At 69.8% G+C, this 14,007-nt stretch carries 16 protein-coding genes, 1 tRNA gene and 1 pseudogene; 8 read left to right on the top strand and 10 right to left on the bottom strand.

Annotated elements, in window-relative coordinates; translation table 11 throughout:
• Window positions 1-40 precede the first annotated feature (40 nt).
• The 6 genes from VLG41_RS18435 (at window position 41) to VLG41_RS18460 (ending at window position 6,540) form a co-directional block, all read left to right on the top strand.
• Complete coding sequence (locus VLG41_RS18435; protein ID WP_325350846.1) at window positions 41-958, top strand: alpha/beta hydrolase; 918 nt, start codon at window positions 41-43, stop codon at window positions 956-958.
• Between the two features lie 58 nt (window positions 959-1,016).
• Window positions 1,017-1,523 carry a hypothetical protein gene (locus VLG41_RS18440; RefSeq protein WP_325350847.1) on the top strand — a complete coding sequence of 169 codons (507 nt, stop codon included), beginning with the start codon at window positions 1,017-1,019 and terminating at the stop codon, window positions 1,521-1,523.
• A 70-nt stretch (window positions 1,524-1,593) separates the two neighbouring features.
• A protein-coding gene (gene prfB, locus VLG41_RS18445) for a peptide chain release factor 2 (RefSeq protein ID WP_325350848.1) occupies window positions 1,594-2,698 on the top strand; the annotation gives its coding sequence in 2 pieces (ribosomal slippage) (window positions 1,594-1,674 and window positions 1,676-2,698; 1,104 coding nt in all).
• 3 nt (window positions 2,699-2,701) lie between these two features.
• A complete protein-coding gene (pepN, locus tag VLG41_RS18450; RefSeq protein ID WP_325350849.1) occupies window positions 2,702-5,374 on the top strand; it encodes an aminopeptidase N in 2,673 nt (890 codons plus the stop codon).
• A gap of 14 nt (window positions 5,375-5,388) precedes the next feature.
• Window positions 5,389-6,396: a class 1 fructose-bisphosphatase gene (locus tag VLG41_RS18455; RefSeq protein ID WP_325350850.1), complete on the top strand. Its 1,008-nt coding sequence runs from the start codon at window positions 5,389-5,391 to the stop codon at window positions 6,394-6,396.
• Between the two features lie 68 nt (window positions 6,397-6,464).
• Window positions 6,465-6,540, top strand: a tRNA-Thr gene (locus VLG41_RS18460).
• Between the two features lie 44 nt (window positions 6,541-6,584).
• Here VLG41_RS18460 and VLG41_RS18465 read toward each other — a convergent pair.
• Window positions 6,585-7,064 carry a cyclic nucleotide-binding/CBS domain-containing protein gene (locus VLG41_RS18465; protein WP_325350851.1) on the bottom strand — a complete coding sequence of 160 codons (480 nt, stop codon included), beginning with the start codon at window positions 7,062-7,064 and terminating at the stop codon, window positions 6,585-6,587.
• A gap of 64 nt (window positions 7,065-7,128) precedes the next feature.
• Here VLG41_RS18465 and VLG41_RS18470 point away from each other — a divergent pair, with 64 nt between their 5' ends.
• On the top strand, window positions 7,129-7,827 hold the full coding sequence (locus VLG41_RS18470; protein WP_325350852.1) for a nitroreductase family protein: 699 nt from the start codon (window positions 7,129-7,131) through the stop codon (window positions 7,825-7,827).
• Window positions 7,828-7,833: 6 nt separating this feature from the next.
• Here the strand turns inward: VLG41_RS18470 and VLG41_RS18475 are convergent, their stop codons facing one another.
• From VLG41_RS18475 to VLG41_RS18490, 4 genes are all read right to left on the bottom strand, one after another.
• Complete coding sequence (locus VLG41_RS18475; RefSeq protein WP_325350853.1) at window positions 7,834-9,234, bottom strand: S1C family serine protease; 1,401 nt, start codon at window positions 9,232-9,234, stop codon at window positions 7,834-7,836.
• 16 nt (window positions 9,235-9,250) lie between these two features.
• Entirely contained in the window at window positions 9,251-9,556 is a 306-nt protein-coding gene (locus VLG41_RS18480) for a hypothetical protein (RefSeq protein WP_325350854.1), read from the bottom strand.
• A 91-nt stretch (window positions 9,557-9,647) separates the two neighbouring features.
• Window positions 9,648-10,094, bottom strand: a complete 447-nt coding sequence (locus VLG41_RS18485) for a host attachment protein (protein WP_325350855.1) — start codon at window positions 10,092-10,094, stop codon at window positions 9,648-9,650.
• An 11-nt stretch (window positions 10,095-10,105) separates the two neighbouring features.
• A complete protein-coding gene (locus VLG41_RS18490; protein WP_325350856.1) occupies window positions 10,106-10,252 on the bottom strand; it encodes a hypothetical protein in 147 nt (48 codons plus the stop codon).
• On the opposite strand from VLG41_RS18490, the gene VLG41_RS18495 reads away from it, so the two are divergent.
• Window positions 10,251-10,700, top strand: a complete 450-nt coding sequence (locus VLG41_RS18495; RefSeq protein WP_325350857.1) for a universal stress protein — start codon at window positions 10,251-10,253, stop codon at window positions 10,698-10,700. The genes VLG41_RS18490 and VLG41_RS18495 overlap by 2 nt on opposite strands.
• A 26-nt stretch (window positions 10,701-10,726) precedes the next feature.
• On the opposite strand, the gene VLG41_RS18500 is transcribed toward VLG41_RS18495, so the two are convergent.
• The 5 genes and pseudogenes from VLG41_RS18500 to VLG41_RS18520 form a co-directional block, all read right to left on the bottom strand.
• Complete coding sequence (locus VLG41_RS18500) at window positions 10,727-11,557, bottom strand: universal stress protein (protein ID WP_325350858.1); 831 nt, start codon at window positions 11,555-11,557, stop codon at window positions 10,727-10,729.
• Window positions 11,558-11,649: 92 nt separating this feature from the next.
• Entirely contained in the window at window positions 11,650-12,315 is a 666-nt protein-coding gene (locus VLG41_RS18505) for a tetratricopeptide repeat protein (RefSeq protein WP_325350859.1), read from the bottom strand.
• Window positions 12,312-13,118, bottom strand: a complete 807-nt coding sequence (locus VLG41_RS18510) for an SDR family oxidoreductase (RefSeq protein WP_325350860.1) — start codon at window positions 13,116-13,118, stop codon at window positions 12,312-12,314. Before VLG41_RS18510 ends, VLG41_RS18505 begins: the two co-directional genes overlap by 4 nt.
• A gap of 10 nt (window positions 13,119-13,128) precedes the next feature.
• Entirely contained in the window at window positions 13,129-13,806 is a 678-nt protein-coding gene (locus VLG41_RS18515; protein ID WP_325350861.1) for an iron-containing redox enzyme family protein, read from the bottom strand.
• Window positions 13,803-14,007: pseudogene (locus VLG41_RS18520) on the bottom strand (long-chain acyl-CoA synthetase); the annotation flags it as partial. The pseudogene VLG41_RS18520 and the gene VLG41_RS18515, both read right to left, overlap by 4 nt.

Here is a 14,007-nt window from a genome sequence, read left to right on the forward strand (position 1 = left end):
CTCCGGGCCCCGCCATCGGAGCCTCTCTATGATCGGGCGAATGTACCAAGCACGACGCCCCTCCCACAGCGAGTTTCTCCCCATCCGTGGCTGGCGCTACCACCTGCGGCACTGGGGCACGCCCGACCCGGCGCGCGCGCCGCTGGTGCTGGTGCACGGCTGGATGGACGTGGCCGCGTCCTGGCAGTTCGTGATCGACGCGATGAAGGAAGACCGCCACATCGTCGCGCCCGACTGGCGCGGCTATGGCGACACCACGTTCGAGGGCGCCGCGCCCGACAGCTACTGGTTCCCCGACTACCTGGGCGACCTCGACGCGCTGCTCGACGCCATCGCGCCGGACCAGCCGGTGGACCTGGTGGGCCACAGCATGGGCGGCCACGTGGCCACGCTGTACGCGGGCGCGCGGCCGCAGCGCATTCGCCGCCTGGTCAACCTGGAGGGCTTCGGCATGCCGGCCTCGCCGCCGGAGCAGGCGCCCAAGCGCTACGCGCAGTGGCTGGACGAGATCCGCGCGCAGCGGCGCGGCGACATGGACCTGAGCACCTACCCCGACGCCGAGGGCGTGGCGCGCCGCCTGATGAAGACCAACCCGCGCCTGCCGCAAGACAAGGCCGACTGGCTGGCCCGCCAGTGGGCGCGGCCCGACGCCGAGGGCCGCTGGGCGATCCTGGGCGACCCGGCGCACAAGGTCACCAACGCGGTGCTGTTCCGGCCCGAGGAAGCGATCGAGGTGTACCGCCGCATCAGCGCGCCCACGCTGTGCGTGGTGGCCAGCGACGACAGCCTGGGCCTGTGGTGGAAGGGCCGCTACACGCTGGACGAATTCCGCGAGCGCATCGCGCACGTGCCCGACCTGCGGCACGCCATCGTCGAAGACGCGGGGCACATGATGCACCACGACCGCCCCGAGGAATTGGCCCCATTGATCGAGACATTTCTGTCGGACAAGGCCTGATTCACCGGCTGTTGCACACGAGCGAACGGCAGGGGGGGTATTCGGGCAGACTGCGCCGATGCGCATTCGACACGCACTCTCCCTCGCCGCCCTGGTCGCCACGGGGCCGGCCCTCGCCATCAACCTCTGCCCCGGCTGGGACGACCCCCTGCCCGAGGGCGAGCCGCGCTACGAGGTCTTCGCCTCGCCCTACACCCACCACTGGCGCTTCGACGAAGAACACCGGCAGGTCTACCTGATGAGCCTGAGCCGGCGCCTGCCGAATAACCAGATGTGCGGCGTGGCCTTGTTCAACAACTCCTTCGGCCAGCCCTCGGCCTACGCCTACGTGGCCAAGAGCATCCCGGACCTGTTCACGCGCTGGCCCGAGGTCTACGTCACCGTCAGCGCCGGCATCATCTATGGCTACGTGGGCCGGTACAAGGACAAGGTGCCGCTGAACGTGGGCGGCTTCGCGCCGGTGATCATCCCTTCCGTGGGCTACCGCCTCAACGACCGGCTCTCGCTGGAGGTGCAGTTCCTGGGCACGGCGGCCTTCATGGTGGGCACCACGGTGCGCTTCTAGGCGCCCGTGCCGATACCCTGCCCTGCGTGAGAAAATCGCCGTTTTTCGCCGAAGACACGCAGGAATCGCCATGGACGCCGAACAGATCAACGCCATCCGCACGCAACTCGATGACCTGACCACCCGCGTGGTCGAGCTGCGGAGGTATCTTTGACTACGATGCCAAGGCATCGAAGCTGAAGGAAGTCGAGTCCGCGCTGGAGGATCCCACCGTCTGGGACAACCCCAAGCGCGCCCAAGACCTGGGCAAGGAAAAGAAGGCCCTGGAAGACGTGGTGCTGGTGCTCGACCGGCTCGCCGCCGAGCTGGCCGACAACACCGAGCTGCACGAGATGTCCGCCGCCGACGACGACCACGCCGGCCTGCAGACCATTGCCAACGAGGCCGCCAAGATCGCGGCCGACGTGGAAAAGCTCGAATTCCGCCGCATGTTCAACAACCCGGCGGACCCGCTCAACTGCTTCCTCGACATCCAGGCCGGCGCCGGCGGCACCGAGGCCTGCGACTGGGCCAGCATGCTGCTGCGCCAGTACCTGCGCTACGCCGAGCGCAAGGGTTTCAGCACCACTGTCGAAGACGAGACGCCGGGTGACACCGCGGGCATCAAGAGCGCCACCATCAAGATCGAGGGCGAGTACGCCTTCGGCCTGCTGCGCACCGAGACCGGCGTGCACCGCCTGGTGCGCAAGAGCCCCTTCGACAGCTCGGGTGGGCGCCACACCTCGTTCGCGTCGGTGTTCGTCTACCCCGAGATCGACGACTCGATCCAGATCGACATCAACCCGGCCGACGTGCGCGTGGACACCTACCGCGCCAGCGGCGCGGGCGGTCAGCACATCAACAAGACCGATTCGGCCGTGCGCCTGACGCACATGCCCACCGGCATCGTGGTGCAGTGCCAGGACAGCCGCAGCCAGCACAGCAACCGCGACCTGGCCTGGCAGCGCCTGCGCAGCCGCCTGTACGACCACGAGATGCGCAAGCGCATGGAAGAGCAGCAGAAGCTGGAGGACACCAAGACCGACGTCGGTTGGGGCCACCAGATCCGCAGCTACGTGCTGGACAACAGCCGCATCAAGGACCTGCGCACCAACGTCGAGATCTCCGCCACCCAGAAGGTGCTGGACGGCGACCTCGACCCGTTCATCGAAGCCTCGCTCAAACAAGGGGTGTGACCCATGAGTTCTCTGCGTGAAGGCCCCACCACCGTGGTGCGCCGTGAAGACTACGCCCCGCCGGCCTACTGGATCGACACGGTCGACCTGAGCTTCGACCTCGACCCGGCCAAGACGCGCGTGCTCAACCGCATGACGCTGCGGCGCAATGCGGCGGTGCCCGCGCAGTCCCTGCGGCTCGATGGCGAGGAGCTGAACCTCGCGCGCGTGCTGGTCAACGGCGCGGGCTGCTCCTTCCGCATGGACGAGGGGCAACTGGTGCTGGACAACCTGCCCGAGGGAGAAGACCCCTTCACGCTGGAAATCTTCACCACCTGCGCGCCCGAGAAGAACAGCCAGCTCATGGGCCTGTACGTGAGCCAGGGCACCTTCTTCACGCAGTGCGAAGCCGAGGGCTTTCGCCGCATCACCTACTTCCTGGACCGGCCCGACGTGATGGCCAGCTACACCGTGACGCTGCGCGCCGACAAGCAGCGCTACCCGGTGCTGCTGTCCAACGGCAACCTGGTGGAGTCGGGCGATCTCTCCGAGGGCCGCCACTTCGCCAAGTGGGTGGACCCGCACCGCAAGCCCTGCTACCTGTTCGCCCTGGTGGCGGGTCAACTGGTCGGGCGCGAGCAGCGCATCGTCTCGCGCAGCGGCAAGGAACACCTGCTGCAGGTCTACGTGCGCCGTGGCGACATGGACAAGACCGAGCACGCCATGAACTCGCTCATGGCCAGCGTGGCCTGGGACGAGGCCCGCTTCGGCCTGCCGCTCGATCTCGAGCGCTTCATGATCGTCGCCACCAGCGACTTCAACATGGGCGCGATGGAGAACAAGGGCCTCAACATCTTCAACACCAAGTACGTGCTGGCCAACGCCGCCACGGCCACCGACACCGACTTCGCCAACATCGAGTCGGTGGTGGGCCACGAGTACTTCCACAACTGGACGGGCAACCGCGTCACCTGCCGCGACTGGTTCCAGCTCTCGCTCAAGGAAGGCCTCACGGTCTTTCGCGACCAGGAGTTCAGCATGGACCTGTGCGCCGAGGCCTCGGCGCGCGCGGTCAAGCGCATCGAGGACGTGCGCGTGCTGCGCACCGCGCAGTTCCCCGAGGACGCGGGCCCCATGGCCCACCCAGTGCGGCCCGACAGCTACGTCGAGATCAACAACTTCTACACCGTCACCGTCTACGAAAAAGGCGCCGAGGTCGTGCGCATGATGCAGACCCTCGTCGGCCGCGATGGCTTTGCCCGCGGCATGAAGCTCTACTTCGAGCGCCACGACGGCCAGGCCGTGACCTGCGACGACTTCGCCCAGGCCATCGCCGACGCCAACCCCGACAGCGCGCTGGCGCGCCTGCTGGAGCCCTTCAAGCGCTGGTACAGCCAGGCCGGCACGCCTCGCGTGCGCGCCGAGGGCCACTACGACGCCGCGGCGCGCCGCTACACGCTGTCACTCACGCAGCGCTGCGCGCCCACGCCGGGCCAGGCGCTCAAGCAGCCCTTCGTGATTCCGGTGGCCCTGGGCCTGCTCGACGCCTCGGGCCGCGAGCTGCCCCTGTCGCCCGAGCAGTGCCTCTTCGTGCTCACCGACGTCAGCCAGAGCGTGGTCTTCGAAAACATCGACAGCGCGCCCGTGCCCTCGCTGCTGCGCGGCTTCTCGGCCCCCGTGGTGCTGGAGTGCGACTACAGCGACGAGCAACTGCTGAACCTGCTGGCCCACGACAGCGACCCCTTCAACCGCTGGGAAGCCGGCCAGCGCCTGGCGCTGCGTCGCGCGCTGGCGGCCATCGCCGCGCCCGGCGCGGTGGACGCGCCGCTGGACGCCGCCTTCATCGAGGCCATGCGCGCGGTGCTGCGCCACGACGGCCTTGACGCCGCGTTCAAGGAACTGGCGCTCACGCTGCCCAGCGAAACCTACATCGCCGAGCAGCTCGAGGTGGTGGACCCGCAACGCGTGCACGCCGTGCGCGAGGCCATGCGCGAGCAGCTCGCCGACGCCCTGCAGGCCGATTGGGCCTGGGCCTACGAGGCGCACAAGGACAACGGCGCCTACCGCCCCGACCCGCTGAGCGCGGGCCGCCGCGCCCTGGCCGGCATGGCGCTCGCCATGCTGTGCCTGAACGCGCGCCGCACGGGCGACGCCGTGTGGCCCGGCAAGGCCTACCAGCGCTTCAAGGACGCCGGCAACATGACCGACCGCTTCAACGCGCTGTCGGCCCTGGTGGTGGCCGATCACGCGCTGGCGCGCGAGGCGCTCACGCGCTTCCACAGCCTGTTCCGCGACGAGGCCCTGGTGCTGGACAAGTGGTTCGCGCTGCAGGCCGGCGCCCCCGACCGCGGCGGCAACGTGCTGCCGGCGGTGAAACAGTTGATGGCGCACCGCGACTTCAACCTGCGCAACCCCAACCGCGCGCGCAGCGTCATCTTCAGCTACTGCAACGCCAACCCGGGCGCCTTCCACCGCGCCGACGCCTCGGGCTACGTGTTCTGGAGCGAGCGCGTGATCGAGATCGACCGCTTCAACCCGCAGGTGGCCGCCCGCCTGGCGCGCGCGCTGGACCGCTGGAAAAAGCTGGCCGAACCCTACCGCGGCGCCGCGCGCGAAGCCATCGCCCGCGTGGCCGCGCAGGCCGAACTGAGCAACGACGTGCGCGAGGTCGTCACCCGCGCGCTGTCCGACGATTGAATCGAAGCACGACCATGAGCCAACGCATCTCCCTCACCCGCTACCTCGTCGAGAAACAGCGCGTCGACGGCCACATCCCCTCGCAGTTGCGCCTGCTGCTGGAAGTGGTGGCGCGCTCCTGCAAGAGCATCAGCCACGCCGTGAACAAGGGCGCGCTGGGCGGCGTGCTGGGCACCGCCGGCAGCGAGAACGTGCAGGGCGAGGTCCAGAAGAAGCTGGACATCATCGCCAACGAGGTCCTGATCGAGGCCAACGAGTGGGGCGGCCACCTGGCGGCCATGGCCAGCGAAGAGATGGACAGCATCTACGTGGTGCCCAACCGCTACCCGCAGGGCGAGTACCTGCTGCTGTTCGACCCGCTCGACGGCTCCTCCAACATCGACGTCAACGTCAGCATCGGCACCATCTTCAGCGTGCTGAAGATGCCCGAGGACGACCGTGGCGTGGATGAGGCCGACTTCCTGCAGCCCGGCAGCAAGCAGGTGGCGGCCGGTTACTGCGTCTACGGCCCGCAGACCACGCTGGTGCTGACCGTGGGCGACGGCGTGGCCATGTTCACCCTCGACCGCGAGCAGGGCTCCTTCGTGCTCACGCAGGAGGACGTGCAGATCCCCGCCGACACGAAAGAGTTCGCCATCAACATGAGCAACATGCGCCACTGGGACGCCCCGGTGAAGCGCTACATCGACGAGTGCCTGCAGGGCAAGGAAGGCCCGCGCGGCAAGGACTTCAACATGCGCTGGATCGCCAGCATGGTGGCCGACGTGCACCGCATCCTCACGCGCGGCGGCGTCTTCATGTACCCCTGGGACAAGCGCGAGCCCGACAAGCCGGGCAAGCTGCGCCTGATGTACGAGGCCAACCCCATGAGCTGGCTGGTGGAGCAGGCCGGCGGCGCCGCCACCAACGGGCGCGAGCGCATCCTGGACATCCAGCCCACCAAGCTGCACGAGCGCGTGAGCGTGATCCTGGGCAGCAAGAACGAGGTGGAGCGCGTGACCGCCTACCACCGCGAGGGCTGAGCCCTCGCGGACCGCCCTGCGGCCACCCGGCCCGGCGGTCCAACGGCTTGGCTATAATGCCGGGCTTCGCCGGTGTAGCTCAGTTGGTAGAGCAGCTCATTCGTAATGAGAAGGTCGGGGGTTCGACTCCTCTCTCCGGCACCAGATTCAAGACCCCGCACGCTGTCATGGTGTGCGGGGTTTTTGTTTCAGCGCGCCGCGCGGACCAGCGGCGCGGGCTGGACCGGCGCCCCACCTTCGCGCGCCATGCCCGATTGGAGCGAACCCGCCAGCGCCGCGAGTTCGTTGGCCAGCACCGACAGCACGTCGTCCATCGACAGCACACCCACCACCGCCTGACCGTCGTCACCCACGACGAGCAGGCGCCGGACCCCGTGCTCGCGCATGGTCTGGACGGCCTCGTGCACCGAGGCCTGGGCCGACACGCCGTGCAAGCGCGACGAACAGGCCTGCGCCGCGACCTGACCATCGACCGGCCGCTCGCCCGCGAGCACGTGCAGCACCAGGTCGCGATCGGTGACGACACCCACGATGCGACCGGGATCGAATGGGTCGGTCAGGCCGATGACACCCACGTGCTCGGCCTGCATGGCCCGCGCGGCCTCGCGCACCGAGGCCGTGGCGGGAACGGTGACCGGCGTGCGCCGGCAGATATCGGCAATCTTCATGGACATCTCCCCCGGGTCGGCGACCCGCGCGCCACCACTGTGGCCCCGGCGGCCGACAGCCAACATGACGCACATCAAGCACGTGGACGTCTCGCGACGGCATCGTGCGGGCATCGTCAGCCCGGTGGAGGCCCTCACCATGTCCACGGTCCAGCTCAACCTCGTGTCCGATGACGTCGTGCTGCCACCCGCGCGCACCGACGGCGGCACCAGCCTGGCCAGCGCCCTGCGGCAGCGGCGCAGCACGCGCGATTTCCTGCCCGACGCACTGAACCTGCAGGAGCTGTCTGATCTGCTGTGGGCCGCGTTCGGTGTGAACCGCCCCGAGCGGCCAGTGCGCCAGGGACGTACCGCGCCGTCGGCGCACGATTGGCAGGAGGTGGCGGTGTTTGCCGTGCTGCCCGAAGGCGCCTACCGCTACGACGCGCCGGCGCACCGCCTGAACCTGGTGAAGGCCGAAGACCTGCGCGGCGCCACCGGCCTGCAAGCCTTCGCCGGCAGCGCCCCCCTGGACCTCGTCTATGTGGCCGACTTCGCCGCCATGCACGACACACGCGCGGACGAACGCCCCTTCCTCGCGGGCGCCGACGCCGGTTGCATCGCGCAGAACGTGTACCTGCACTGCGCCGCGCATGGGTTGGGCACGGTGGTGCGCGCCCTTATCGACCGCCGCCGTCTGGCGCAGGCCCTGGGCCTCAAGCCCACCGAGCGCATCGCGCTCGCGCAGTCGGTGGGCCGCTGCGCGGCGCCGACCGAACAGTGAAACCAGCTAGGGGCGCGGCCGCACGCGCATCACAGGCACGTACAGCGACATCGGCCCGCGCACGACCAGCAGCGCCACGGTGTCGGCCGTGAGCCCGGCCAATGCCGCGTCGAACTCGGCGGGCGAGGCCACGGGCGTGGCGTTCACGGCGACGATGCGGTCGCCGCCGTCCAGACCCGCGAGCAAGGCGGCGCCAGCAGCGCTCTCCACGTACACGCCGGGCGGCAGCCGCGCCGTCCGTGCCGCGGGAACCAGCACCAGGCCGAGGCGATGGGTCGACGCAGGGTCTGGCGCCGGCTCCGGCACGACCCCTTCGTCGCGCGCGGCGCGCAGGATCACGCGCACGGTCTCGCGCCGGCCGGCGCGCCAGACCGCCACGCGCAGGGAGGCCCCGGGCACACGCGCGGCCACCGCGTTGTCCAGGTCATCGCTGGTGGCGATGGTTTGGCCGTCGATGGCCAGCACCACGTCGCCACGCCGCAGGCCGCCGCTGGGGCCGGGTTCGGGCTCGTCGCCCGACACCAGCACGCCGCCCGACTGCGGCAGGCCAAAGGCGCGCGCGAGCGCAGGCGAGACCGGTTGCGTGAGCGCGACGAAGGCCGCGCGCGGTTGTGTGTCGGCCTGGCGCAGGCGTTCGGCCACCTGCAAGGCGCGCCCGATGGGCACAGCGAAGGAAATGCCGAGGTAAAAACCGGCCGAGGAAAAGATCATGGTGTTGACGCCCACCACCTCACCCGCCGCATTGAACAGCGGTCCGCCCGAGCTGCCGGGGTTGAGCGCCACGTTGAGCTGGATCAGCGCCACACCCGCGTAGCCGGGCAGCAGACGGGGCTCGGCGCTGACGACGCCGACGGTGAGGGTGCGCTCGAAGCCGAAGGGCGCACCGAGCGCCGCCACCCACTGACCGGCGCACACGGGGTCGTCAGGCGCCAGGCGCGCCACGGGCAGGCCTTCGGCAGCCACCTTGAGCAGGGCCACGTCGGCGCGCCGGTCGGTGCCGACCACGCGCGCCGGCAACTGACGACCGTCGGACAGCACGGCCCAGACCTCGCGCCGCTGAAACACCGAGTGCGCGCTGGTCAGGATGAAGCCATCGGGTGAGAGCACGAAACCGGAGGCGGTGACGCGCTCGGCGTAAGTGGCCTGTGCCGCGTCGTCGGGCGCTGGCACCCGGCGTGCGTCCGCCATGGGAAACAGGTGCTCGGCGTCGGGCGCGGGCTCCTCCTCGCTCCATTCGCGCACGGTGAGCAGGTGCACCAGCGCGGGTGCGTTGCGCGCCACCGCCTGCACGAAGTCCGGCGGCGCCGCCGAGGCCCGTGTGGCGCACGGGGCGCCGGCACCGGCCCGTACCTCGGCCGCTGCGCCCAGACACAGGCCCAGCAGCAGACCGGCCGCCAAGCGCCTCATGGGCCCGGCGCGCGGCTCAGCGCGCAGGGCATGCGGCCTCAGGCGGAGGCTGCATGGGCATGCCGCGTTCGGCCGCGCGGCGCTCCATCAGGCGCCGGTGCTCGTCCATGATGCGCTGGCATTCCTCGGGCGTTTTGGCTGAGCGAATCTGCGCGTGGTGCTGCGCGCGTTCCTGCTCGCTCATCATCGACCAGCCGGGCGTGTGGCGCGGCCCGGCATGCCCCGGACCATACATGGGCCCGCGAACTTGCGCGCAGCCCGCGCCGAGGGCGCCGACCAGAGACAGCAACACAGCTGTGGATCGAATGGCAAAGATGTTCATGACATGCTCCTTGTGCGGTGAGGCTTGAGGCTAAAGGCGTCGCGGCGCGCTCACCTTGACGGACATCAAGCCCGAGAACAGCCCATCCGGTTCAGGCCGAGGCCAGTTCGTCCAGCACGCGCCGCTCGATCTCGGCCGGCCCCACGTGGCTCAGGTCCACCGGCAGGCTGGTCTTGAGCAGGCGCCGCGTGCCATCGCCCAGCGCCTCGCGCAATTCGCCCAGGAAGGGATTGCCCGCGAACACCACCAGCGCGCCATAGGCCTGGGCGCGTGCACCCTCTTCCAGGTAGTCGGCCAGTTCGCGCGCGAAGCGCTGGTGCTCCTTGCGCACGGGGTCCGTGCGCGGCTCGTAGGCCACGCCGCCAAAGCCCCGGTCGGCGCGTTCGCGGCCGGCGCGGTCGTCGCCGAGCTCGCTCGCCCTGAGCCGCGCCTCGGGGTGCGAGAAGGCGGCGATCTGCACCATGGGCAGCCCGCGCTCGCGTTGCATCACCCGTGCGTGCGCGGCACAGGCCACCAGAAACCATTCGACAGCAGGCATCTTCGTCTCCTTCAACAGCGGGCATCGGCGATGCCCTGGCAGATGAGGCCACGATAGGCGCGCGAACCGCCGCCGGATTTGATCCATCGCAAGGCGCCTCCTCGACCGGCCCGGCACAGTCGTTCCATCAACAGTCCGAGACCGGAGATGAACACCATGAACCCGTTCAAGCGAATCCTCGTGCCCGTGGACGGCAGCGAGACGTCGAAGAAGGCGCTGGATGCCGCCATCCAGCTCGCGCGCGCCATGGACGGCCAGATCCGCGTGATGCACGCCATCGACGAGATGATGTACGTGAGCGGCTACGAGTACACCGCCGACCTGCTGGGCGCTGCGCGCACCTGGGCGCGCGAGGCGCTGGACGGGGCGGCGGCCACCGTCAAGGCCGCGGGCGTGGCCTGCGACTCGCTGCTCATCGACGAACTGGGTCCGCGCCTGGGTGAGTCGGTGGCGCAGGCGGCGCGCGACTGGAAGGCCGACCTGATCGTGCTCGGCACACACGGCCGCCGGGGGTTCAACCGCCTGCTGCTGGGCAGTGGCGCGGAACAGATCATCCGGCTGGCGCCGGCACCGGTGATGGTGATCCGCTCCGCCAACGCGATCTGAAGCCGGCGGGGCCTGCGCACGCGGGCTCAGTGCGACATCAGCACGGGCAGCGTCATGGACTGCAACACGGTGCGGCTCACGCCGCCCAGCACCCACTCGCGCATGCGTGCGTGTCCGTAGCAACCCATGACGAGCAGATCGGCCGAGAGGTCGCAGGCGCGCGAGAGCAGCAGTTCGCCGAGGTCAGCGGGCTCGGTGGGGTCTTCATGCCATTGCACCGACACGCCATGCAGGCGGAGCCAGCCCCGCAGGTCCAGCCGGGGGCCTTGTACCGCGGGCGCGGGTTCGGGGGCCCAGCACAGCACGTCCACCCGCTCGGCGCGCTGCAGCAAGGGCAGCGCACCAGCCACCGCGCGCATCGCTTCGCGACCGGGCTTCCAGGCGATCGCGATGCGCCGCGGCAAGGCCTCGAAATCACCGGTGTACGGAACCACCAGCGCGGGCCGCCCGGTGGCGGCGAGCACGCCTTCCACGAAGTCGGGCGGCACGTCGAGCTCGGGCCCTGCGCCCGGGTCGTGTTGGCCCAGCACCAGCAGATCGGCAAACAGCGCCTGTCCGGCGAAACCCTGGAGCAGCGGGAACACGGAAATCTCGCTCCAGGTGGCGTCGCCGTCGGGTTTGCGCATCTCGCGCTCGAACACCGCGCGCGCCTCGGCGCTCCGCTGCAACTCCCGCCGCAGAAGGCTGGACGCGTGCTCACCGAATTCGGGATAGGACATGGCCGATGGCACCAGGCTGGCGGCGTACAGCGCGTCCAGCACCGCGCCATGCGCGTGCGCGAGCTGGCGCGCGATGTTCAGGCGCGCGGCGCTGCGTGCTTGGGCGTCCATGTGGACGAGAACCTGCTTGTAGACCATGGGCACTCCTTCGGATCACCCATGCAGCTTGCGGCGCGCGCGCGTCCCGCGGCTTGATGCGCGTCAACTCACCGGCGACAGCGCCCTGACGATCACAGCCTGCCCTCGATCTCCTTGAGGCGCTGACGGATCTCGCCGCGCCGCCCTTCGTCGGCGGCCGCGCGGCCCGGGCGATCGGGCGCCGCCAGCGCTTTCTCCAGCACCGGCCGGGCCTGCGCGTAGCGCTTCTTGCGCAGCAGGAAGTCGCCGTAGAAGTAGTTCGGGTCGATGCCATCGGGGTTGATCGCAAGCGCCTGCTTGAGCAGGGTCTCGGCCTTGGCGTCGTCGCCGAAGCCCAGCGGCCAGCCCGGCACCTGGTAGTACAGGCTGCCCAGGCTGGTGTAGGCCGAGCCATCGAGGGCCTTGGGGTCGAGCTTGAGGGCTTCTTCCAGCTCGGCCCGGGCCTTCTTCACCAGGTCGAGCGCACCCAGGCCTCCCTTGGCGCCCGCGTAGGTGCTGAGTACGATGCCGTGCCAGATGTGCAGTTCGGCCGACGCGGGCTCGGCGGCCACGGCCTGCGCGGCCTGTTGGGACAGGTCGGCGAAGGCGGCCTCGCGCTGCTTGTCGGGCAGCTTGTAGTTCACCTCGGCCCATCGGGCCTGGATGCCGTCGAGCTGCTGGCGCGCGCCGTCGCTGAGCGCGAGTGCGGGCCCGCTCAGGCCCGCGCCCATGGCGGCGGTGAAAGCGATGGCAAGGAGGTGGCGGTGGGCGTTCTTCATGGGGCGGTTCCTGGGTGGGTCTGGCGCGCAAAGCGCTGGATGACGGGCAACTGCTTGCGCAGCGCCCGGTCCACCAAACGCGGCAGCAGGCCGTTGAGGCGGACGAAGAATTTCTCGGGGCTGCCGAGGTAGAGCTCTTTCGGTTCATCGCGCAAGGCGTCGACGATCTGACGGGCCACGGCCTCTGGCGGGTCCATGGCCACCTGCAACTGGCGGTTCATCTGCACCATGGCGTCGGCGTTCATGGCCGTGCGCGTGGAGCGCGGCGCGGCGTAGAGCACGCGCACCGGGCCGTCGGCCAGTTCGCGGCGCAAGGCCTCGGCAAAGCCGCGCAGCGCGAACTTGGTGGCGCTGTAGACCGCCTGGCCCGGATAGCCGATGGAGCCGAAGATGGAGCCGAGGAACACCACCATGGCCCGAGGGCGCTCGTGCAGCAGCGGCAGCACGGCGCGCGTGAGCTGAAGGGTGGCCGTGAGGTTGAGCGACACCAACCGCTCGATGCCCGCGTCGTCCATGGCGTCGAACAGGCCGAAGTGGTTCACCCCGGCGGCGTTGATGAGCCCATCGAAGGGGCCCATCTCGCGCGCGGCGTCCACCACGGCCTGGCGGCCCTGCGGCGTGTGCAGGTCGGCCACCACCACGCGCACGCGCTGCGGGTGGTGTTCGGCCAGACCGAACAGGGCCTCGGCCCGGCGGCCCACCACCAGCACCCGCGCCCCGCGCCGGCACAGCTCCGCCACCAAGGCCTCGCCGATGCCACCGCTCGCTCCGGTGAGCACCCAGCGACTCGTTGCCAGATCCATGGCGTTCTCCTCAGGCCGCCATCGCCGCCACCGGCCGTTCGGCCGGGCGCAGGGCACGGAACATGTCTCCGTAGAGACGGTAGACCACGCGGGCGGTGTGCAGCACGGCCTGGCGGTCGCCCTCATCGTCGAGGCGGTTGACCAGGCCGGCGAACAGCTGGATGTGGTCGAGGTCCAGCGCGCCGTGCGAGCTGAGGTAGCTGAAAGCGGTGTGCGGCAGGCCCAGCGCCTCGCGGATGTGTCCCGCCGCGCGCGTGGCGAGCTGGATGCTCGTGCCTTCGAGCACGTTGACCATGCCGAAGAAACTCACGGGGTTGTGGCGGTGGATGCGGTCGTACACATAGCTGACCATGAGCTCGGTGGCCAGGCCTGGCTCGCCACCGCGCACCGCGTCGACGTCACCGCCGCAGGCCTTGATGTCGTTGAGGATCCACTCCTGGTGGCCGTATTCCTCGTCGATGTACTCGGCCACCGCCGCGCGCAGCCATTCCAGCCGGTCGGGCAATCGCGCGCCACACGCCATGAGCAATGGCACGGTGTGCTTGACGTGGTGGTAAGCCTGCGTGAGGAAGGCGATGTAGTCGCCAACGGTGACGCGGCCTTCCATGGCGTGGGCAATGACGGGCGCGCCGAGCAGGTAGGCGCGTTCGCTGGCGGTCTGGGCCTGCAGCTGGTCGAAGAAGTTCATGCGGTGTCCTGGGTAGAGGCAAGGGGATCGAGCGTGGTGAGCGCAGCGGCGTAGTGAGCTCGCAAGGCCTCGCGGCGCAGGCGGCCGTTGCTGGTGGCCAGGCCGTTGCCAACGGAAAAGGGCTGCTCGGCGCGCCGCCAGTGGTGCGCCCGCGCGTAGTCGGGCAGCGTGGCATTGACGGCCGCCACGGCGTGGGCCAGT

The organism is Hydrogenophaga sp., assembly GCF_035481345.1.
Lineage (GTDB): Bacteria > Pseudomonadota > Gammaproteobacteria > Burkholderiales > Burkholderiaceae_C > Hydrogenophaga.

Bases quoted from the DNA above. Each gene is read 5' to 3' on its own strand.
- VLG41_RS18470 (WP_325350852.1), top strand. From the start codon at position 7,129: ATGACGCACATCAAGCACGTGGACGTCTCGCGACGGCATCGTGCGGGC.
- VLG41_RS18505 (WP_325350859.1), bottom strand. From the start codon at position 12,315: ATGAAGAACGCCCACCGCCACCTCCTTGCCATCGCTTTCACCGCCGCC.
- VLG41_RS18515 (WP_325350861.1), bottom strand. From the start codon at position 13,806: ATGAACTTCTTCGACCAGCTGCAGGCCCAGACCGCCAGCGAACGCGCC.
- VLG41_RS18480 (WP_325350854.1), bottom strand. From the start codon at position 9,556: ATGAACATCTTTGCCATTCGATCCACAGCTGTGTTGCTGTCTCTGGTC.
- VLG41_RS18500 (WP_325350858.1), bottom strand. From the start codon at position 11,557: ATGGTCTACAAGCAGGTTCTCGTCCACATGGACGCCCAAGCACGCAGC.
- VLG41_RS18485 (WP_325350855.1), bottom strand. From the start codon at position 10,094: ATGCCTGCTGTCGAATGGTTTCTGGTGGCCTGTGCCGCGCACGCACGG.
- VLG41_RS18435 (WP_325350846.1), top strand. From the start codon at position 41: ATGTACCAAGCACGACGCCCCTCCCACAGCGAGTTTCTCCCCATCCGT.
- VLG41_RS18495 (WP_325350857.1), top strand. From the start codon at position 10,251: ATGAACCCGTTCAAGCGAATCCTCGTGCCCGTGGACGGCAGCGAGACG.
- VLG41_RS18440 (WP_325350847.1), top strand. From the start codon at position 1,017: ATGCGCATTCGACACGCACTCTCCCTCGCCGCCCTGGTCGCCACGGGG.
- VLG41_RS18465 (WP_325350851.1), bottom strand. From the start codon at position 7,064: ATGAAGATTGCCGATATCTGCCGGCGCACGCCGGTCACCGTTCCCGCC.
- VLG41_RS18510 (WP_325350860.1), bottom strand. From the start codon at position 13,118: ATGGATCTGGCAACGAGTCGCTGGGTGCTCACCGGAGCGAGCGGTGGC.
- VLG41_RS18455 (WP_325350850.1), top strand. From the start codon at position 5,389: ATGAGCCAACGCATCTCCCTCACCCGCTACCTCGTCGAGAAACAGCGC.
- VLG41_RS18475 (WP_325350853.1), bottom strand. From the start codon at position 9,234: ATGAGGCGCTTGGCGGCCGGTCTGCTGCTGGGCCTGTGTCTGGGCGCA.
- VLG41_RS18490 (WP_325350856.1), bottom strand. From the start codon at position 10,252: ATGGTGTTCATCTCCGGTCTCGGACTGTTGATGGAACGACTGTGCCGG.
- pepN (WP_325350849.1), top strand. From the start codon at position 2,702: ATGAGTTCTCTGCGTGAAGGCCCCACCACCGTGGTGCGCCGTGAAGAC.